Origin of the sequence: Exiguobacterium sp. s149, from assembly GCF_018618395.1 — a bacterium.
Lineage (GTDB): Bacteria > Bacillota > Bacilli > Exiguobacteriales > Exiguobacteriaceae > Exiguobacterium > Exiguobacterium chiriqhucha.
In genome coordinates, this window is sequence record NZ_JACSLZ010000004.1 from 251,565 (window position 1) to 271,681 (window position 20,117).

Genomic DNA, 20,117 nt, shown 5'->3' on the forward strand with positions numbered 1-20,117 from the left:
TGTTATGAAGATGGGCGACGAGGGTTTCCCCTAGTCGCCCGCCCACTTATTAGTCTAATCCAACTTCGTCATTGACGATATCGAACGCTTCCATGACTTCCTCGAAGTCAGCGTCGTCTTCGACGATCTTCAAGACGAACTCTTCATCTTCAAGTTCTTCGATTTCGAACGCGTATACTTCGATTGTATCTTCGTCTTCCGTCTCCGGGTTACCGACCGGCTCAAGAACGACAAACGTCTTGTTCGTGCGGTCACTCGTCATCCGGAAAATTTCTGCGAATAAATGCTCGTCTCCATTTTCATCTGGAATTCGGTACATTTCTTCTTCGTTACGGCTAAGTTCTGCCATACGTAATTCCTCCTTATTTGCCTGCGCGATCCAGGTAGTTTTGTAAAATCATGACGGCTGCCATCTTATCGATGACGGCCTTTCTCTTTTTTCGGCTGACGTCTGCTGAAATCAGCATCCGCTCCGCTTGCATCGTCGTCAAACGCTCGTCGACGAGAACCGTCGGCAAACCGGTCGCCTCGGTGAGGGCCGCGGCAAACGCCTGTGATGCCTCGCCCCGAGGTCCGATTGTCGCGTTCATGTTCTTCGGAAGACCGACAACGACTTCTTTCACATCGTACTGCTCAATAATCGGTTGAAGCAGACGGACAGCCTCGTCAAAGTCCGGCTCAGTCCAGTAGACCGTCTCCACACCTTGCGCCGTCCATCCCATGAGGTCGCTCACAGCGACCCCAATCGTCTTCGAACCGACATCGAGCCCCATGACTCGCTTCATATTAATCCTCTCTACGATCGTTCAAATACGATTTGACCAGCTCTTCGAGCAGCTCATCTCGTTCGATTTTGCGAATTAAGTTTCGCGCATCGTTATGACGCGGGATGTAGGCAGGGTCACCTGACAACAAGTATCCGACGATTTGATTGATCGGTTGGTAGCCTTTCTCCTCGAGTGCTTGATACACCGTGATCAGCGTTTCCCGAGTGTTGGCTCGATTATCATCTTCTGGAAAATTGAATTGCATCGTGCGATCCATTTGGCTCACAAGAATCCACCTCTTTCCGTTTGCACTTCACATTCTATTATGCCAGTGATTGAACGTAATGTGAAGCAAACTTCAATGCTTCGTCCAGTTTTGTCGCGTCACGGCCTCCGGCTTGCGCCATGTCAGGACGGCCACCACCGCCTCCGCCACAACGTGTCGCCACTTCTTTAATCAATTTCCCGGCATGGAAGCCGCGGTCGTTCAAGTCTTTCGTCACCCCTGCGACGAGGTTGACCTTGTCGCCGTTCGCCGAACCGAGCAAGATGACGGCTGAACCGAGCTTGCCTTTCAATTCGTCGACCATACCACGGAGCGCGTCCATATCTTGTCCGTCGACGCGCTTGGCGATCAATTGGACATCACCGAACGTCTCGATGGCATCTGTGAGTGACGACGCTTCGATGTTCGCAAGCTTCGCTTTAAGCGATTCGCTCGCACGTTCGAGTTCTTTCATTTCAGCTTGAAGCGCTTGGACACGTGTCGGCACTTCGAGCGGTTTCGTCTTGAGCAATTTCGCTGCCGTCTCGAGCGTCTCGATATGCTGGTTCATCACTTCGTAAGCCCCAGCTCCTGTGACCGCCTCGATGCGACGTGTGCCGGCTCCGATTCCTGACTCCGACAAGATTTTGAAGAGTCCGATTTCAGCCGTGTTGCCGACGTGGCAACCACCGCAAAGCTCGACCGACTCACCGGCCGCGACGACGCGGACGACGTCCCCGTATTTCTCACCGAAGAGTGCCATCGCACCTTTCGCTTTCGCGTCGGCAATGTTCATCTCTTCGATATCGACACCGATTGACGCCCAAATGCGTTCGTTCACTTGACGCTCGATCGACTGAAGCTCTTCAGCCGTCACTTGACCGAAGTGCGAGAAGTCGAAGCGAAGACGATCTGGTGTCACGAGTGAACCCGCTTGGTTGACGTGTTCACCGAGCGTGTCTTTTAACGCGCGATGCAACAAGTGCGTCGCCGTGTGGTTTTTGATAATCGCTTGACGTGAGTCAAAGTCGACCGTTGCCGTCACTGCGACCTCTGCCTTGGCGACACCCGATGTGACCGTGACCGTATGCAAGTTTTGGCCGTTCGGTGCTTTCGAGACATCTTTCACGTGAAGGACGAAGTCCGACCCGACGATTTGACCTTTGTCACCGATTTGACCACCGCTCTCCGCATAGAATGGCGTCTGGTCAAGGATGACTTGCGCTTCTTCCCCTGCTGCGACGACGTCGACGAGCTCACCATCATGAATCAAACTGATGATTTTTGCTTCCGTGCTGAGGTTCGTGTAACCGACGAATGATGAGGCAAGTGTGATGTCTGCGAGTACACCTGACTGGATTTGCATCGACTCGACGTCGGCACGGGCTGTCCGGGCACGTTCGCGCTGTGCGTTCATCGCTTGTTTGAAGCCGTCCTCGTCGACTGAGAGGTTATGGTCTTCCGCATACTCGATCGTCAATTCGAGCGGGAAACCGTACGTATCGTACAGACGGAATGCATCTTCTCCGCTGATGACGTTCGAACCGGCTGCTTTTTGTGCTTTCGCGACTTCGTTCAAGATCGCAAGACCGTCATGAAGCGTCTCGTGGAAACGTTCTTCCTCGTTCTTGACGACTTTTTTGATGAAGTCTTTTTTCTCACGGACTTGCGGGTAGAAATCGACCATGATATCGCCGACGACATCGACGAGCTCATACATGAACGGACGCTCGATGCCTAGCATCTTCGCATAGCGGACGGCACGACGGAGCAAACGACGAAGGACGTAGCCACGACCTTCATTCGATGGGAGGGCCCCATCCCCAATCGCGAACGACACGGTCCGGATATGGTCGGCGATGACTTTGAACGCCACATCTTTGCTGCTGTCGGCGCGATACGTCTCGCCGCTGATTTTCTCCGTCTCGCGGATGATTGGCATGAACAGGTCTGTATCGAAGTTCGTCGGCACGTCTTGCATGACGCTCGCCATCCGCTCGAGACCCATCCCCGTATCAATGTTCTTCCGTGGGAGCTCGGTATAGTTCCCGTGCCCATCATGGTTGAACTGACTGAAGACGATGTTCCAAATCTCCAAGTAGCGTTCGTTCTCGCCACCCGGATACAGTTCTGGGTCGGTCGGGTCGTCACCGAACGCCGGTCCGCGGTCGAAGAAGATTTCTGTGTTCGGGCCAGACGGGCCTTCCCCGATTTCCCAGAAGTTCTCTTCGAGCGGGATGATGCGGTCAGCCGGAACGCCTAATCCGAGCCAGATTTGTTTCGCTTCTTCATCTTCTGGGTGAATCGTCACCGACAGACGGTCCGGATCGAGTCCGTACCATTCATCGCTCGTGAGGAGTTCCCAGCCCCATTTGATCGCATCTTCGCGGAAGTAGTCGCCGACCGAGAAGTTTCCGAGCATCTCGAAGAACGTATGGTGACGAGCCGTCTTCCCGACGTTCTCGATGTCGTTCGTCCGAATCGACTTCTGCGCGTTGACGATGCGCGGGTTGGCTGGAATGACGCGGCCATCAAAGTATTTTTTAAGTGTCGCGACACCTGAGTTGATCCAAAGAAGCGTCGGATCTTCGACCGGTACGAGTGAGGCACTCGGCTCGACACTGTGTCCTTTTGATTTGAAGAAATCTAAATACATTTGGCGAATCTGTGCGCCAGTTAATGGTTTGAGCGGTTTCATCAACAATTCCTCCTTCAGTTTAAACGAAACGAAAAAAAGCGATGCTCATCCCTGTGGAAAGGGACGAAAGCATCGCTTCGTGGTACCACCCTCGTTCGCACGGCAAAGCCGTACCTCGAACATCCGATAACGCGGATGAGGCGCCCAGGGTGAGTGGGGACTCCAGACTAGCTTCGGTCGACCGGACCCCCATCTTCTCACAGCCTAGGAAGATGTCTCTGGTGAGGCGGTTACGACGTACTCATTTCCTTCATCGTCTTTAATCGTTTCAGTTTTCTATTCGTCATTATCACACGTCAGTCGAAAGACGTCAAGACTTGCCGCCTAGCCGTTCGACGAGTTTCGTCCGGCGCACCGGTTCCTCTTCCCGTGTCGCTGCCTCGAGCGCACGCACGTCCCCGAACAAGAGCAAGCTCTTCTTCGCCCGCGTGACGGCCGTATAAATCAAGTTGCGCGACGAGCGGAAACCGCCGTTGAAAAAGACGGGCATGAGCACGATCGGGAACTCGGACCCTTGCGACTTATGGATGGTGATGGCATAGGCGTGGGTGAACTGGTCCCATTCGCTCCGGTTATACTCGACCTCGGTTTGATCGAAACGGATATAGATTTTATCGACCTTATCGACGTTCTCTTTGGCGTAAAAGATGTTCGTGATTTCGCCGATGTCACCGTTATAGACGTTCTCCTCGGCGTTATTGACGAGTTGGAGCACTTTGTCCCCGTTTCGATACGTCCGGTTGCCGTGCTTCACTTCCCGGGCGGCCGATTTCGGATTGAACACGTTTTGGAGCGCCTCGTTCAACCCGTCGATGCCGCAAATCCCACGGTACGTCGGCGCGAGCACTTGGATGTCGAACGGCGAATAGCCTTTCCGGAGCGCGGCCCCTGCCATTTGGCAGATGGCCTGCAGCGCCGTCTCTTGGTTGGCCGTGTAAAAACGACGGTCCGGCAGTGCCGCCAGTAAATCGTCTGGCATTTGTTTCGCGTTGAGCGCGTGCGCCAGGCGCAGGATGCTCGACTCGGACGCCTGCCGATGGACGACATCGAGCCGGACGACCGGGATGCCTTCGGTCGCCATCAAATCGGCGAGCACTTGGCCAGGTCCGACCGAAGGCAATTGATCGCGGTCCCCGACGAACAGAATCTTCATCCCGTTCGGCACAGCCCTGAGCAGGCTGCGGAACAAGAAGATGTCAATCATCGACGCCTCGTCGACGATGAGCACTTTTCCGACGAGCGGATTCGTGTCATCGACTTGGAACGAACTGCCGTCAAATTTGAGCAACCGGTGAATCGTCGAGGCCGGCAGCCCCGTCGACTCGCTGAGCCGTTTCGCGGCCCGTCCGGTCGGTGCGGCCAGCACGAACGGGAACGGCTGGTTCTGCACCGGCTCGAGTTTCCAATCGAACACGTCGCTGAGCGCATGGATGATGCCGCGGACGACGGTCGTCTTCCCGGTACCCGGTCCACCGGTGAGGACCATGAGCGGCGACTTCAAGGCGAGCTCAATCGCTTCCCGTTGCTGTGTCGCATACTCAATCGAGAACATCTCTTCGACGCGTCCGACCGCATCAAAAATCGTCGTCATATCGACGTCTTCTGTCGTCGAGGTCGACATGATGCGGGCAAGTTCTTCAGCCGCTTTTTGTTCGGCCCGGTAGACACGCGGATGATAGACGACACCGTCTTCGACGATGACACGTTCGTCATTCGCGAGCGTCTCGAGCGCCGAGACGAGTGCCTCACCCGGGTCGCCGCCGATGATGCGCGGCATCTCGTTCGCGAGTTGGTCGGCCGTGACGAACAAATGCCCGTTGCCTTGCTCGAGATCAAGGACGTATAACACGGCCGCAGCAATTCGCTCGGGATGAATCCCTTGAATCCCGAAGTGGGCGGCGATAGCATCGGCCGTCTTGAAGCCGATTCCAGGGACGTCATACATGAGGGCGTACGGATTTTTTTCAATCGTCTCCATCGCCCGTCCCTCATATTCTTTATGAATCTTTGAGGCGAGGCGCGGCGTCACGTCGAACGGCGCCAAAAACAAGAGCAACTGGTCGACGCCATATAAGACGTTCAACCGCTCAGTGATGACGCGGGCCTGTTTCTCTTTCAACCCGTCGACGTTCGACAGAAGGCTCGGATGCTTGACGATTTGATCGATGCAGTCGTCTCCGAGTGCATCGGCAATCTTCTGGGCCGTCTTTTGGCCGATCCCGGGGAACGAACCGTTCGTCAAAAAGCGGACGGCGGCGCGCTTCGTCATCGGGACGACCCGGCGAATCCACTCTGCTTTCATCTGTTTCCCGAACCGGGGATGGTCGACGAGTCGGCCGTGCGCCTTATACGTCTCGCCTTTCTCAATACCGACGCCGACGCCGGCGATGACCATCTCGGTCTCGTCTGTCTCAAAATTCTTTTCTTTTATACGTACGAGCGCGATCGTGTGCGCTTCTTCTTCCGATTGAAACAGGACGCGGATGACTTTTCCTGTCAACTCGTAAGGTGCTGCCATCATTCGAGCCACCTCCAGCTAGTTTTCCATCCCCCATTATAGCCCGAGTTGAAACGATAGGACAAATCGCCTAACTGAACAAGTTGAGGATGCGCTCGAGTTGGTCGAGGTCGACCCGTTCGAGGATCCGAATCAGTTGATCGACGTCGATTCGGTTCAAAATCTGTTCCAGCTGTTCCAAGTCTACATTCTCGAGCAACCGCTCGAACCGCTCCAGTTCGCCCGAATTGACGTAGCCTTCGAGCCGCTCGAACAATTCGGTCCGTTCGATGCGGAACAGTTGCTCGAGCGATGGCCGCTGAATCAACAAGATGAGACCTGCGGCAACGACATGGACGCCCCAATTGAGCACGACATGACCGAGCCGCACCGTCTGTCCGACGAACGGGATGAGTGGGATGAACGACAGTTGCAACACGATGATGACGAGCTGGACGTATGGATTCGGGATGAACCAAGCCACAATCGCGAGGAGGGCCGGTACGACCCAGGCCACCCCGACCGTCCCGAGCGTTACAGACCAAGACCGTTGGGCCGACAACACCCAGTGCATAAGGACACCAACCACGAAGAACGTCGCAAATAAAAGTAACAGGACAGTCGTCGCCCGCTCCGACTCGACGACGACACGGAACAACAGATTATTCGTCCATTCGCCCGTCGCTAAACGTTCGTCGATGGCGGCAAACAGACGACCGAGCATGAACCATTCGATAATCAAAAAGACAAGGACACTGACCAGACTGATTAAGCGCATACACTTCTCCCCTCTCAATTGTTATCTCATTTCCCGAACAATCGGACGGCTATGCACGTTTTTCGTCGAATCAAAGCGGGAACTGTCGGAGTGAACCTATGAAGGAGGGACTATGTATGACGAAACGTATTCCAATTAGTGGCTTGTGTGAACTCGTGTTAGAAGTAACCGATATGGAGGCAGCGGTCGACTTTTGGCACGGCAAACTCGGACTGCCCGTCGTCGAACAATGGGTCGGTGACGATGCCGAGCCGAGCGAAGCGCAAGAACAGGCGGACGAACCGTGGGCGACGTGGCTCTATGTCGGCGGGAACACCCGTCTTGGTCTCTGGCTGAAACGTGATTTCACATCGGAAGAAGAATCGAATCGCCAAGAGGACGTAACCGAGTGGGACACACTCTATGATGAGGGCGGCGCTCATGTTCACTGCGCGTTTTATGTACCGATGGACTCGTTCGATCAAGCGCTCGAGGTGTTAGAGGCGTCAAATATTCCGACGAAGCTACGGACGTGGGACGAGGATGAGACGGTCAACGGCAAAGAACGCTCGGCTTACTTTAAAGACCCGAGCAAGAACGTCATCGAACTGTATACGAAAAACATGGACGAAGCGTATGAAAAGTTCGGCGGCGAGCCCGTGAAAATCACGACGAAACAACTCTGATTCACGTATACGCTCGACAACCCAACATGATACGATGAGAGAAAATGGAAAAGGTTGTGTATTATGCGTTCCTTCCCGCTTCTCATCGTGATTGGTTTAGGATTGCTCACGTATGGACTGTCTTTCATGGTGGATACATTCCCCACGCTCGATCGTCTAACTTCTTTTGCCACCCTATCGTTCGTTTCATTCGGTGCAGCCTTGCTCATCTTAACAGATGGTATACACCGGGCTAAATCAGGCCGACGCGTCGGTTGGAACTCTATCACGCTCGCCTTCGCATTATTATTGACGATTTATAATCTTGCGGTTTGGATGATCGGGGAGGTGGCTTCATGACGCTCATCTTACCAGAATGTATCACTGGCTTTTCATACGGCGACTGCCCCGTCCCCGAGTTCGATAATAAATCATTCCAAACGGTTTGTTTCGATTACGCTCGTCGGAAAGGTGGCACGTGCAACATCATCCTTGGTGACTCGGTCACTCCGAACTATGACCAAGCGACGATCACCATCCGTGGACGCAGCATCTATGTGCTGCTCAGCAGAGTGTATCCCATCATTGGCATCTCAAAATTTGAACCGTTTCAGTACGAGTACATCGATGTACCCGAACTGACCGAAATGTTTCCGGATTCCTATCAAATCCCATCAGCGGCGGAGCTGAATGAACGATTTGATGTGACGCTACAGCCGTTTCTGAACAAGGCAGAACGTGGAGAAATCAACTATTGGCAGCCAAAGACAATCGGCAACGTCATCTTCCATTATTGGGACTAACGAAAAGCGCTTCTCGCAAAATTTGCGAGAAGCGCTTTTTTGATTCAGTTGCCGAGTAGCTCATCCATTTTCGCTTTCGCGTCAAAGGCGAGCGCATGGTCCGGTTGCAACTCGAGCACACGCTCAAGTTCAGCGTACGTCTTGCCCTGTTCACCGAGGAAGGCGTAGGCAATCGCCAAATTGTAGCGGGCGTCCGTATGGCTCGCGTCAAGGTCGAGCGTATGCTCGAGCGCTTCGACGGCCAAGTCGAGTTGTTCGTTCTGTGCGAGCGCGAGCCCGTACTGGAACGAAATCTCGACGTCTTCCGGCGCCTGCTTCATCGCCTCGCGGAGACGTGGCAACGCCCGGACGAAGTCGCCCATCGCCTTGTACGTCAAGCCGAGCATGAAGTGCAGGTCGGCGTCGTCCATTCCGGCCAGGAGCGCCTGACGAAGCGAAGCCTCGGCCAAGTCGAGCTGTTCGAGCTCATAGGCGAGCGCCCCCTTCGCATAGTGGGCCGCGCCGAACGCGTTGTCGAGTTCGAGCGCCTTATCGTAAAAGACGACGGCCCGTTCATGGTCACCGATCGCTTGTAGCAGCGTGCCCATGTTGACGTAACCGGTCGGGTCGGTCGAGTCCGCCTCGATGGCCGCATTGAACTGCTTAGCCGCCTGTTCGAACTCACCTTGTTGCATCGCTTGAATCCCTAATTCGTTTGCGTTCATCCTCATCACCTCATCCGATATAGTCGAGTCGTTTGCCATTGCGATACGCTTCGTCAATCGTCGCACCGCCGAGACAGATGTCGCCGTCATAGAAGACGACTGCTTGTCCTGGCGTGATGGCACGTTGCGGCTCATCGAATTTGACGAGCACGTCGCCATTTTCAAGTGGCGCAATCGTCACCGGCACGTCTTGTTGACGGTAGCGGAATTTCGCCGTCGCCTGGAACTCACCTGTTGGGACAGCTCCGGTCCACGAAAGTTTTGATGCGAGCAATGCGTCCGAATAGAGCGCGTCATGATGGAAGCCTTGGCCGACGTAGAGGATGTTTTCTTCGACGTTCTTGCCGACGACGAACCATGGGTCCCCGTCGCCACCGATGCCGAGGCCATGGCGTTGACCGAGCGTATAATACATGAGCCCATCATGGTTGCCTTTTTGTTCCCCATCGAGCGTCTGCATGATGCCTGGTTGTGACGGTAAATACTCTGAGAGGAACTCTTTGAAGTTGCGCTCTCCGATGAAGCAGATGCCGGTCGAGTCTTTCTTCTTCGCTGTCGCGAGCCCCGCTTCTTCGGCGATGACACGGACGTCTTTCTTGTCCATATGACCAATCGGGAACATCGTCCGCGCGAGTTGGTCTTGTGACAACTGGTTCAAGAAGTAAGTTTGGTCTTTGTTGTCATCTTTCCCACGAAGGAGTCGATGCTCACCGTCAACATACTCGACCCGTGCGTAGTGCCCGGTCGCGACGAAGTCGGCACCGAGGCGTAGCGCGTGATCGAGGAACGCCTTGAACTTGATTTCCTTGTTACACATGACATCCGGGTTCGGCGTCCGTCCGAGACGGTACTCGGCCAAAAAGTATTCAAACACACGGTCCCAATATTCTTTCTCGAAGTTGACCGCGTAATAAGGAATCCCGATTTGGTTGGCGACCGCGATGACGTCTTCATAGTCTTCCGTCGCCGTACAGACACCGTTCTCGTCCGTATCATCCCAGTTTTTCATAAAGATTCCGATGACGTTATACCCTTGCTCTTTGAGCAGATGGGCCGTCACCGATGAATCGACGCCGCCTGACATCCCGACGACGACCGTCGTCTCGGCAGGGGCTTTTGTGCGTAAGTTCATTTGTTATCTCACTCCGTTCGTGAATGTCGAGACGACCTCAGAGAGTCGTTCGGCGAGCCGTTCCACGTCTTCGACCGAGTTGCCGTGTCCAAAGCTGATGCGGACGGACTGTTTCGTCCGGTCCGACGTCCCGAACATCGCCGTCAATACGTGTGACGGTTCAATCGACCCGGCCGTGCAGGCACTACCGCTCGAGATGGCAAAACCGCGCATGTCCATCATGATGAGGAACGGTTCGAGCTCGATGCCCGGGAGATACAAGTTGACGATGTGCGGCAGGCGGTTCGCCCCGTTAACGTCATACTCCACTCCGAGTTCATCGAGTCGCCCGAAGAGCGCCTCAGCCATTTGCTGGTAAGTCTTCACCCGTTCGGCCTGTTCGATTTTAGCCAGTTCGGCTGCTTGTTGGAACCCGACGGCACCCGGAACGTTTTCCGTGCCGGCTCGACGTTTCCGTTCTTGTTGTCCTCCAAAAGAACGCGTCGCTAATTTTACACCTGTTTTCATAAAAAGAAAACCGATACCTTTCGGGCCATTGATTTTATGGGCCGAGGCCGACAATAAATCGACACCGAGCGCCTTGACGTCAATCGTTTCCGTGCCGAGCGCTTGGACCGCGTCCGTGTGAAAATAGGCCGGATGGTCGGCGAGGAGCGCACCGATTTCCGCAATCGGTTGAAGTGTGCCGACCTCATTGTTGCCGTACATGACCGAGACAAGAATCGTATCGTCCCTTAGCGCGGCACGAACGGAGTCAAGCGTCACTGCACCCGTCGCGTCGACATCGAGATACGTCACCTCAAAGCCTTCCCGCTCGAGTTGCTCCATCGCGTGCAGGACGGCATGGTGCTCCACTTTCGTCGTAATCAAGTGTTTTCCTTTATGTTGATTCGCGTATGCCGCGCCGAACAACGCATAGTTGTCCGACTCGGTCCCACCCGACGTGAAGACGATCTCGTTCGGCTTCGCCCCGATCCACGTGGCGAGGGTCCGGCGCGAAGCGTCTAATGCTGCACGGGCCGTTCGTCCGATGCCATGGATGCTCGAGGGGTTACCGTATTGCTCGAGCAAATACGGCGTCATCGCTTCAAGCACCTCCGGACGCATCGGCGTCGTTGCGGCATGATCAAAGTAGTTCATGTTCGTTCACCTCACCTTTAAATATAGAACATATAGCCGTCTGAATCTTCTTCAGCGAGATCGGCAAGTGTCGTCTCTTCGAGCACTTTCTCGATCGCGGCTTTGATTTTATCCCATAGCTTCCGTTTCACGGCGTCATCTGCCTCTGAATCTTCGACAATCGTGAGCGGGCCTTCGAGCAGGCGGATGATTTCTCCCGCCGTGATGTCCGTCGCCGGTTTGACGAGCTGATAGCCGCCGTACGCCCCGCGGACGCTTTTGACGAGCCCACCGTTGCGGAGCGGACCGATCAATTGCTCTAAGTAATGTTCCGGCAAGTCATGCCGGGCCGCAATCTTTTTCAAGCTGAGCGGTTTATTGTCCGTTTCCCGAGCCAGTGCGATCATGATCGTCAATCCATAACGACCTTTTGTAGATATTTTCATCTTCATGTCTCCTTCTGCTATACTAATCGAACAAACGTTTGTCGAAAGGAATGTGTACGTATGAGTGATTTGTTTCAGCAATCGAATAGCGGCCCACTCGCCAACCGGATGCGGCCTGAAACGTTAGACGAAGTCATCGGTCAACGCCACATCATCGGCGAAGGCAAGCTGTTGCGCCGGGCCATCGAGGCCGACCGCCTCGGCACGATTATCTTGTATGGACCGCCGGGAACGGGCAAGACGACGCTCGCCCGTGTCATTTCAAACTATACGAAAGCAACGTTCGTCCAATTGAACGCCGTCACGGCCAAACTTGATGAACTGCGAAGTGTCATCCGTGAGGCCGAGTCCCGATTCGACTTCGAACAAGAACGAACGATTTTATTTTTAGACGAGATTCATCGGTTCAATAAACTGCAGCAAGACGCCCTGCTCCCGGCACTCGAGGCCGGTAAGCTCATCTTGATCGGGGCGACGACCGAAAACCCGAGTTTCGAGGTCAACGCGGCGTTACTGTCGCGCGCGACCGTGTTTCGGCTCGAACCGCCTGGACCAGACGAACTGCGCGTCGTCTTGGAACGGGCCTTGTCTGACAAAAAGGGGCTCGGCAACTATCCGGTCAAGATTGAGGAAGCCGCCGTGGACCATTATATCAAAATGGCGGACGGTGACTACCGTGTGCTGTTGAACGCGCTCGAACTGGCCGTGTTGACCACGCCCGAGATTGACGGCAAAATCGACATCACGCTCGAAGTCGCCGAAGAGTCGATTCAACAAAAAGCGATCAAGTACGACAAGACGGGCGACCGGCATTATGACGTCATCTCGGCGTTCATCAAATCGATTCGTGGCTCCGACCCGGACGCGGCCCTGTACTGGCTCGCCGTCATGATTGAGGCCGGTGAATCACCGCGCTTCATCATGCGCCGGCTCTATGTCCATGCGGCCGAAGATATCGGGCTAAGTGACCCGAACGCGCTCGTCATCGTCGACGCGGCCGCTCGCGCGAGCGAGCATATCGGTTTCCCGGAAGCGCGCATCCCGATGGCCCAGGCCGTCCTTTATCTCGCGACGGCACCGAAATCGAACGCGGTCATCACCGCCATCGACAAGGCGATCCATCACGTCCGCACGGTCGAAGGCGGCCCGGTCCCTGTCCATCTCCGCGACGCCCATAGCCCGGGTGCGCGTGAGCTCGGCAACGGTGCCGGCTACAAATACCCGCACGACGAGAAAGACGGCTACGTCCCGCAAAACTATTGGCCGGAAAATCTGGCCCGGAAACGTCCTAAATATTATACACCGACGAGCCGTGGCTTCGAGCAACAGCTGCAAAAACGGCTAGACTATTGGGAAAAACGACGCTGACTCTGATGAGTCAGCGTCGTTTTTTCATTTCTGGATGCGGTTGATCTCGACACCCGCTGTCTCGAGCATTTGATTGATGACATAGCCCGCAGCGACGAGGCCTGCGACCGAAGGGACGAACGCGTTCGAACTCGGCGGCATCTTCGCTTTACGGATCGGGGCATCCTTTTTGCCGACGACCTCGTTCACGTCCTCGCGTGTCACAATCGGTGACTCGTCCGAGAAGACAACCGGGACGCCTTTATGGATACGCTCTTTACGAAGACGCGTCCGGACCATCTTGGCGATCGGGTCGTACGTCGTATCCTTGATGTCGACGACTTTAATGCGCGTCGGGTCCATCTTGTTGGCCATGCCCATGCTCGAGATGACCGGGATGCCCCGGCGTTTGCACTCGACAATCAAATGGATCTTATAAATGATCGTGTCCGAGGCGTCGATGACGAAATCGAGGTCTTGGGCGAAGAACTCTTCGAACGTCTCTTCTGTATAGAACATTTTCAATTTGACGAGCTCGAGCTCCGGGTTGATGTCGAGGAGACGTGTTCCCATCGCTTCGACTTTCGGTTGCCCGACCGTCGACAAGAGCGCGTGGATTTGGCGGTTGACGTTCGTGATGTCGATGTCGTCCTTATCGACGAGGACGATGCGTCCGACTCCGCTCCGGGCGAGTGCCTCGGCCGCGAACGACCCGACACCGCCCACGCCGAGGATGGCGACCGTCTTACCTTTTAATGCTTCTAAACCTTCTTGACCGATGGCCAACTCATTTCGTGAAAACTGGTGTAACATACTCTTCCCCCAAATTAATTCTATTTTCTCACACTATTTTACTCGGAATTATAATCAAAAAAAAGACGTCTAGCGACGTTTTTACAATAAAATCGATGGGACCCGGAGTGCCGTGACGATGCCCTGCTTTTGAACCTGCTTAAGCAGGTGGGTGACCTAGCGTCCCCTTCACAAGTCCTCCTGCACGTGATGAGGCAGTTGATCTGGATGGCAGTTCGGTCTCCCGTATTCAAAGTGTTGGCTCAAAATAACGAAGGCGGCTCTCGTACACCTCAGGTATCCCATCTGTTGTCCTTACTATAGCACTGTCTGTAAAAAGAAGTCAATCAGAAACGATGACTTCTCATGACAGTTTCGTCACAACCAACTGTTACGAAACGCACCGGTCGGGTCGTACGTATCTTGTTGCCGCGTGACGTTGAAACGGCGATCTCGCGAGTCGTTGCCGACCCCAGCCTGGTACGCCCAATTGCCGGTATTGCTGGCGACATCGTAATCAATCAGCATCGATTCGAAATACGACGCGCCGATGCGCCAGTCTTGCCCGAGCTCTTTCGCAAAGTAACTCGCGACGATTTGACGCCCCCGGTTCGACATCCATCCCGTCGTATTCAATTCACGCATGAACGCATCTACGAAGTCGACGCCCGTCTCGCCCGCTTGCCATCGGCCGATGACGTCATCGTCTACGCGCCATGCCTTCTGTTTCGATCGAATGCCTTGGGCGCGGAACAGTCGTTTCCCTTGCTCAAGGGCGACCCATTGGAAGAACTCGCGCCAGAGCAACTCGAAATAGAGCCAATACGTCGACTCGTTTGCCCCGTGCAACCGCTCATGTTGCTCGAGCTCGTGCTGCACCCGGCGCGGTGACAACGAACCGTTGGCGAGATAAGCCGACAGCTTCGACGAGTCGTCGACCCCGAAGCCGTTCCGTGTCTCTTTATACGTCCGGACCGGACCGGCCAAATATGCGTCGAGCCGCTCTCGTCCCGCCCGTTCCCCGCCTCGAAACGGAAACGCAGTCCGTGCGTCATGTTCCTGCTGTTCATAGGTAACCGGGAAATCGACGGAATGCAATTCTTTCGTAGGCGAGCGCTCAATCAAGCGGTCCGGTCTCGCATCAGCCTCCATTGCTTTCCTGAACTCGGTGAAGAGAAATGGCAGTTTCTCGAACGGAATCTCGTCCCGTGGATAGAGGGTGAACCCGTCGAACGACTGACACTCGCCTTGCCACGCGGTCATGACCTCACGTTCGCGTCTCCGTTCGTTATAGCCAATCGCTCGTTGGAACAACAAGCGGTCGGTTGGGTCGAACATGTCGAGCGGATGACCGACATGGACGAAGAGCGGGATGCCGAGCGCTGCGAGCGAACCGGCCAAGTCGTCGAGTGACTCGTTCAAAAACTGAAGTCGACGTGGTCCAAGCGGAGTATGGCCGAACCGGTTTTCAATGAGCTCTTCTTGTGGAATGACGTAATGACCTTCGATGGGATCGTCATGCCGGAGTGCCTCCTCGAGCGGACGATGGTCGTCGACCCGTAAATCGTTTTGATACCAGATAATCGTCTTCATTTATTTCGCCTCCTCCTCTCATTATGGAACATGAATCCCGGTGTTTGCTTAGACGAAACTGTACGAAACATGTTTTCATTTCCGGAACGGGTGGAATATACATCATTAGAACAGAAAGGGGTGCAACAACATGGCTAGAAAAGGTAAACTTGGTACACTCATTAAAGTCGCGACGGCGGTCGCACCGTTCGTCTACGATTACTATAAAAAGAACAAAGCAAAAAAAGCATCGACACCTAAAAAGTGAGCCAAGCGCTTCGGATTTCATCCGAGGCGTTTTTTTCTTGTGTTGAAACCAAATATGATATGATGATGGAACATTTTAGGGAATCGAGGCGACCATCATGCACGCGGTATGGGTACAATCTTTACGAATCAGTTTGAAGTGGGCCTTATTCATGGGTGGTCTGTTCTTGCTCGCCCTCGGGTCTTCGATGATGATCACGGCCGACCTCGGTGTGTCGACATGGGACGTGCTCCATCTCGGGCTCGCCCGGCACACACCAATTTCCGTCGGGACGATCATCTTGCTCGTCGGTCTCTTGCTCGTCCTCTGCAAGTACATACTCGACCGGATTCGGCCCCAGTTCGGGACACTCGTCAACGCTGTCTTCGTCGGCGTGTTCATGAACTTGATTCTCGACCATCACTGGTTGCCGCAGCTTGATGGCATCGCGCTCAACATCGCCTGGCTCATTCTCGGCATCTTCGTCATCGGGATGGGTGCCGGTTTGTACGTCGCCATCGGCTACGGGGCCGGCCCACGGGACGGGTTGACGCTTGCTTTGGCCGACCGGTTCAACACGTCGGTCCGGATGATGCGGACGTGGATGGAACTGACGGCTTGCCTCATCGGCTGGGTGCTCGGCGGACCGGTGTTCTTCGGGACGGTGCTGTCGATTTTCTTGATTGGCCCGTTCTTCCAGTTTTGGCTTGAACAGTTTCGGCGCCTCGTCTCGGTCATCGACCGGGCGAAAGTGACGGCATAACGAAAGAGAGGATACCGGACTTCGTCGTCCAGTCTCCTCTCTTTTTTATGGGACAAGGACGATTTTTCCGAACTTGCCTCGTTGCTTAAAATATGTCTGCGCGTCCCGCGCCTCAGCGAGCGGGAACGTCCGATCGACGATGGGCCGGACCTTCCCGGCTTCAATCGCCGCGAGCATTGCTTGGAACTCGGCCCGCGTACCGAGCACGGAACCGTACATAGTGATATGTTTCAAATATATCGTCCGGAAGTCGAGGTTCGTTTGTTGTCCCCCGGCCGATCCGGAGATACAGAACTTACCACCATTTTTCAACACTTCGAGCGACGTCGCGAACAAGGCGTCACCGACGACATCGAGCACGGCATCGACCGGTCCCCCGTTCGCTTCGAGGATCTCCTCAGCCAGTCTCTCGGAGCGATATGAAAAGACTCGGCTTGCTCCAAGTTCTTTTAGTTTCGCCTCATCTTTCAAGTCGCCGACGATGGCGAATACGTTCGCGCCATGCACATTCGCCGCGATTTGGACGTTGAACGACCCGACCCCACCGCTCGCACCGGTGACGACGATCGTCTGCCCCGGCTGAATCTCAATCTGTTCGTTCATATGCCACGCCGTCAATCCGCTCACCGTGAAAACGGCACTGTCGACGAAACTGTCGAGCGGCATGTCGAAACAAAGGTCGGCCGGCCAAGCGACATATTCGGCATAACCACCATCGTACTCGGAACCGATAAATGACATATCTTCAGCGATATGTTCGGTACCATCCGGTCCGCTCGACGTGAACGGGAACAGGATGACCCGACGGCCCACCATCGTGTCTTCGACCCCACTGCCGACCTCCACGACTTCTCCGGTGATATCAGAACCCGGGATCCGCGGGAACTGAACCCTTTCCGGTCGCCACCCGGACTCTTTGTCCGTCCCATACGCCCCTTCTCGCATCCAAATCTCGGTATTGTTAATCCCGCACGCCTTCACGCGCACGAGCACTTCTCCTTGTTTTAGGCTTGGAACCGGAACATCGACGACTTGTAATTGATCGACGTCACCGTAACCGATGACCTGTACTGCTTTCATCACATGTTTTCCTCCTCATGACAACCATTTGCTTGTCTATACCCCACTAACGCACGACAGCCACCAAAAATATTGGTGGCTGCCCATTCCTTATAGTTGTTGGCGTCTGAGCAATCCGGCGAACACGCCGCCTTTCATGCTCAATTCATCGTGCGTCCCGTCCTCGACAATGCCGTCAGCGGTAACGACGAGGATGCGGTCGGCATTTTTTACCGTCGCTAAGCGGTGGGCGATGATGAGCGTCGTCCGATCGGCCGCGAGTTCATTGAGCGAGTCTTGAATGATTGCTTCCGTCTCCGTATCGAGCGCGGAGGTCGCCTCGTCCAAAATCAAAATCGGTGGATTTTTGAGGAACATCCGGGCGATGGCAATCCGTTGTTTCTGTCCGCCCGACAGTTTCAAGCCCCGCTCCCCGATTTGTGTATCAAGGCCGTACTGCAACTCGTCGACGAGCGAGTTCAAATGCGCTTTCTCAACCGCATGCATGATTTCAGCGTCGGTCGCATCTAGTTTCCCGTAAGCGATATTCTCACGGAGTGTTCCCGCGAACAAGAACACGTCCTGTTGCACAATCCCGATTTGACGGCGCAAGCTCTCTTTCGTCATATCGCGGATGTCCATGCCATCAATCGTGATGACACCGCTCGTCACGTCATAGAAACGAGGGATGAGCGAACAAATCGTCGTCTTCCCGGCTCCGCTCGTCCCGACGAGGGCGACCGTCGTACCCGACTTGATGTCGAGGTCGATGTCAGTCAACACTTGGCGATAGTCTGAGTAGCCGAACGAGACGTTTTGGAAGGCGATATCGCCTTTCAGTGCCGTGACGTCGACGGCGTCCGGACGGTTCTCGATGTCTGGCGCCTCGTCTAACAGTTGCGTGAAGCGTTTGAAGCCGGCCATCCCTTTCGGATACATCTCAAGGAGGGCTGTAATTTTCTCGATTGGCTTGATAAGCAAGTTCATATAGAGGATGAACCCGACGAGCTGCCCGTAAGACAGTTGCCCTTGATACGTCAAATAGGCGCCATAGACGAGTACGAGCAGCGTCATGAGACGCGTCGTAATGTAAATGCCCGCAAGCGATTTACTCATGACTCGATACGCCTCGATTTTCGAGCCGCGGTAGAAGTTATTGTCTTTCTGGAACCGCTTGATTTCGAACGTCTCGTTCGTGAACGATTGGACGACACGTGCGCCGGAGACGCTGTCCTCGACACGGGCGTTCACTTCACCGATATTCGTATACATCTTTTGCCACGCCTTGTTCATGTTCTTGTTGGCGTACGTGATCATGATGACGAGGAACGGCACGGCGACGACCGTCACGAGTGCGAGTTGCGGGTCAATCGAGAACATGATCCCGAACGCACCGAGCAGCGTCATGATGGCGATGAAGAAATCTTCGGGCCCGTGGTGCGCCACTTCACCGATATCGAACAAGTCGTTCGTCACCCGGCTCATCAAATGGCCGGTCTTATGATTATCGAAGAACCGGAACGATTGTTTATGGATATGGGTGAACAGCTCTTCCCGCATATCGGTCTCGATATTGATGCCGAGCTTATGTCCCCAATAGTTGACGACGTACTGCATCATCATGGCGAGTATGTAAAGGATGAGCAAGCCGATGCTGATGATGATAATCCAGTTCCATTCCCCACCTGGTAACAGGTCGTCGATGAACCATTGCACGGCGAGCGGAAAGCCGAGCTCGAGCAGGCCGACGAGGATGGCGAACGAGAAATCGAGAATGAATAACTTCTTATGTGGACGGTAATAACTAAAAAAACGTGAGATCATGTCGTTTCCCCCTTCTAAACAAATAGTTTACGCCTTTTTGCAGGAAGTGGAAAACGGGAAGCACGTCTTTTTCAATCTTTTTTCCAGCAAGGTATAATAGATGTAAGGAGTGATACACATGAACGTACAAATTACAGAACGCGCCCAAGCGCGAATCGATGCCTTAAAAGGCGACCGTGACGGACAGATGCACTTGTTTTATGAGACGGAAGGTTGCGGCTGTGGCAATAGCGGCATCTTCGAGATTCGCTACGTGACCGAGACGACACCGGAAGACGTCGAGATCGACTCGAATGTCGGCCCCGTTCTCATCAAGAACTGGACGAAAATCTTTTTGGACGAAGATATGATCATCGACTATCGTGACGATAAACGGACGCTCGTCTTGAAGAGCAACGGCCAAGTGTTCAACTCGAACTTGCTCGTGACCGATGGGACCGGTTGCCAGTTGAACGTCCCAAGCCGATGAAGCAGGCGTTACGCGACCATCCGAGCCTCTGGCTGTGGTTCATCCTCAGCTTCGGGCTCGGCCTGTTCGGCATTTACCTCGCGTTCGCGGACTCGGTCTACACGATGACGGCCGTGATCGCCTCACTGTTCGCCTTCGGATTCGCGCTTCAGCGAACGGCGAAAAAGATGGAGCAACAAAATCACTAAAAA

21 protein-coding genes and 1 other RNA gene are annotated in these 20,117 nt (G+C 54.5%); 7 read left to right on the plus strand and 15 right to left on the minus strand.

Annotation, left to right across the window (positions count from 1 at the left end; genetic code table 11):
• Positions 1 to 49 precede the first annotated feature (49 nt).
• The 6 genes from KNP81_RS07920 to KNP81_RS07945 form a co-directional block, all read right to left on the minus strand.
• A complete protein-coding gene (locus tag KNP81_RS07920) occupies positions 50 to 349 on the minus strand; it encodes a DUF1292 domain-containing protein (protein ID WP_021066932.1) in 300 nt (99 codons plus the stop codon).
• Between the two features lie 13 nt (positions 350 to 362).
• Positions 363 to 785 (minus strand): Holliday junction resolvase RuvX, encoded by a 423-nt coding sequence (gene ruvX, locus KNP81_RS07925; RefSeq protein WP_029595796.1) that lies wholly within the window; start codon positions 783 to 785, stop codon positions 363 to 365.
• A 1-nt stretch (position 786) separates the two neighbouring features.
• Positions 787 to 1,053: an IreB family regulatory phosphoprotein gene (locus KNP81_RS07930; RefSeq protein WP_029595797.1), complete on the minus strand. Its 267-nt coding sequence runs from the start codon at positions 1,051 to 1,053 to the stop codon at positions 787 to 789.
• Between the two features lie 37 nt (positions 1,054 to 1,090).
• Entirely contained in the window at positions 1,091 to 3,730 is a 2,640-nt protein-coding gene (alaS, locus tag KNP81_RS07935; protein WP_214719533.1) for an alanine--tRNA ligase, read from the minus strand.
• A 310-nt stretch (positions 3,731 to 4,040) separates the two neighbouring features.
• Positions 4,041 to 6,248 carry an SF1B family DNA helicase RecD2 gene (gene recD2, locus KNP81_RS07940; RefSeq protein ID WP_251130305.1) on the minus strand — a complete coding sequence of 736 codons (2,208 nt, stop codon included), beginning with the start codon at positions 6,246 to 6,248 and terminating at the stop codon, positions 4,041 to 4,043.
• A 70-nt stretch (positions 6,249 to 6,318) separates the two neighbouring features.
• Entirely contained in the window at positions 6,319 to 7,005 is a 687-nt protein-coding gene (locus KNP81_RS07945; protein ID WP_214719535.1) for a magnesium and cobalt transport protein CorA, read from the minus strand.
• 116 nt (positions 7,006 to 7,121) lie between these two features.
• Between KNP81_RS07945 and KNP81_RS07950 the strand changes: the two genes are divergently transcribed.
• From KNP81_RS07950 to KNP81_RS07960, 3 genes are all read left to right on the plus strand, one after another.
• The gene (locus tag KNP81_RS07950) at positions 7,122 to 7,670 is read left to right on the plus strand and encodes a VOC family protein (RefSeq protein ID WP_251026141.1); all 549 of its coding nucleotides are present in this window, start codon (positions 7,122 to 7,124) and stop codon (positions 7,668 to 7,670) included.
• A 63-nt stretch (positions 7,671 to 7,733) separates the two neighbouring features.
• Complete coding sequence (locus tag KNP81_RS07955) at positions 7,734 to 8,009, plus strand: hypothetical protein (protein ID WP_214719537.1); 276 nt, start codon at positions 7,734 to 7,736, stop codon at positions 8,007 to 8,009.
• Positions 8,006 to 8,452 (plus strand): hypothetical protein, encoded by a 447-nt coding sequence (locus KNP81_RS07960; RefSeq protein WP_214719538.1) that lies wholly within the window; start codon positions 8,006 to 8,008, stop codon positions 8,450 to 8,452. Before KNP81_RS07955 ends, KNP81_RS07960 begins: the two co-directional genes overlap by 4 nt.
• Positions 8,453 to 8,496: 44 nt before the next feature.
• On the opposite strand, the gene KNP81_RS07965 is transcribed toward KNP81_RS07960, so the two are convergent.
• Genes KNP81_RS07965 through cymR form a run of 4 tightly spaced genes read right to left on the minus strand, consistent with a single transcriptional unit; the run spans position 8,497 to position 11,853 of the window.
• A complete protein-coding gene (locus tag KNP81_RS07965) occupies positions 8,497 to 9,156 on the minus strand; it encodes a tetratricopeptide repeat protein (RefSeq protein WP_214719539.1) in 660 nt (219 codons plus the stop codon).
• 10 nt (positions 9,157 to 9,166) lie between these two features.
• A complete protein-coding gene (gene mnmA, locus KNP81_RS07970; RefSeq protein ID WP_214719540.1) occupies positions 9,167 to 10,288 on the minus strand; it encodes a tRNA 2-thiouridine(34) synthase MnmA in 1,122 nt (373 codons plus the stop codon).
• A 3-nt stretch (positions 10,289 to 10,291) separates the two neighbouring features.
• Positions 10,292 to 11,428 carry a cysteine desulfurase family protein gene (locus tag KNP81_RS07975; protein WP_214719541.1) on the minus strand — a complete coding sequence of 379 codons (1,137 nt, stop codon included), beginning with the start codon at positions 11,426 to 11,428 and terminating at the stop codon, positions 10,292 to 10,294.
• Between the two features lie 17 nt (positions 11,429 to 11,445).
• Complete coding sequence (gene cymR / locus KNP81_RS07980) at positions 11,446 to 11,853, minus strand: cysteine metabolism transcriptional regulator CymR (RefSeq protein ID WP_021066920.1); 408 nt, start codon at positions 11,851 to 11,853, stop codon at positions 11,446 to 11,448.
• Between the two features lie 60 nt (positions 11,854 to 11,913).
• On the opposite strand from cymR, the gene KNP81_RS07985 reads away from it, so the two are divergent.
• Complete coding sequence (locus KNP81_RS07985; RefSeq protein ID WP_214719542.1) at positions 11,914 to 13,221, plus strand: replication-associated recombination protein A; 1,308 nt, start codon at positions 11,914 to 11,916, stop codon at positions 13,219 to 13,221.
• Between the two features lie 24 nt (positions 13,222 to 13,245).
• Here KNP81_RS07985 and KNP81_RS07990 read toward each other — a convergent pair whose 3' ends face one another.
• From KNP81_RS07990 to KNP81_RS08000, 3 genes are all read right to left on the minus strand, one after another.
• Positions 13,246 to 14,013 (minus strand): tRNA threonylcarbamoyladenosine dehydratase, encoded by a 768-nt coding sequence (locus KNP81_RS07990; RefSeq protein ID WP_021066918.1) that lies wholly within the window; start codon positions 14,011 to 14,013, stop codon positions 13,246 to 13,248.
• Positions 14,014 to 14,108: 95 nt separating this feature from the next.
• Positions 14,109 to 14,295: non-coding RNA, 6S RNA (gene ssrS / locus KNP81_RS07995), on the minus strand.
• Between the two features lie 75 nt (positions 14,296 to 14,370).
• Positions 14,371 to 15,585, minus strand: coding sequence for a DASH family cryptochrome (locus KNP81_RS08000; protein ID WP_214719543.1), 1,215 nt, complete (start codon positions 15,583 to 15,585; stop codon positions 14,371 to 14,373).
• Between the two features lie 344 nt (positions 15,586 to 15,929).
• Between KNP81_RS08000 and KNP81_RS08005 the strand changes: the two genes are divergently transcribed.
• Positions 15,930 to 16,574, plus strand: coding sequence for a YczE/YyaS/YitT family protein (locus KNP81_RS08005; RefSeq protein WP_214719544.1), 645 nt, complete (start codon positions 15,930 to 15,932; stop codon positions 16,572 to 16,574).
• Positions 16,575 to 16,619: 45 nt separating this feature from the next.
• Here KNP81_RS08005 and KNP81_RS08010 read toward each other — a convergent pair whose 3' ends face one another.
• Positions 16,620 to 17,654, minus strand: a complete 1,035-nt coding sequence (locus KNP81_RS08010; protein WP_214719545.1) for a zinc-binding dehydrogenase — start codon at positions 17,652 to 17,654, stop codon at positions 16,620 to 16,622.
• Between the two features lie 90 nt (positions 17,655 to 17,744).
• Positions 17,745 to 19,457 (minus strand): ABC transporter ATP-binding protein, encoded by a 1,713-nt coding sequence (locus KNP81_RS08015; protein WP_214719546.1) that lies wholly within the window; start codon positions 19,455 to 19,457, stop codon positions 17,745 to 17,747.
• Positions 19,458 to 19,575: 118 nt separating this feature from the next.
• On the opposite strand from KNP81_RS08015, the gene KNP81_RS08020 reads away from it, so the two are divergent.
• Positions 19,576 to 19,926: an iron-sulfur cluster biosynthesis family protein gene (locus KNP81_RS08020; RefSeq protein WP_214719547.1), complete on the plus strand. Its 351-nt coding sequence runs from the start codon at positions 19,576 to 19,578 to the stop codon at positions 19,924 to 19,926.
• A complete protein-coding gene (locus tag KNP81_RS08025) occupies positions 19,923 to 20,114 on the plus strand; it encodes a hypothetical protein (RefSeq protein WP_214719548.1) in 192 nt (63 codons plus the stop codon). Before KNP81_RS08020 ends, KNP81_RS08025 begins: the two co-directional genes overlap by 4 nt.
• Positions 20,115 to 20,117: the final 3 nt, after the last annotated feature.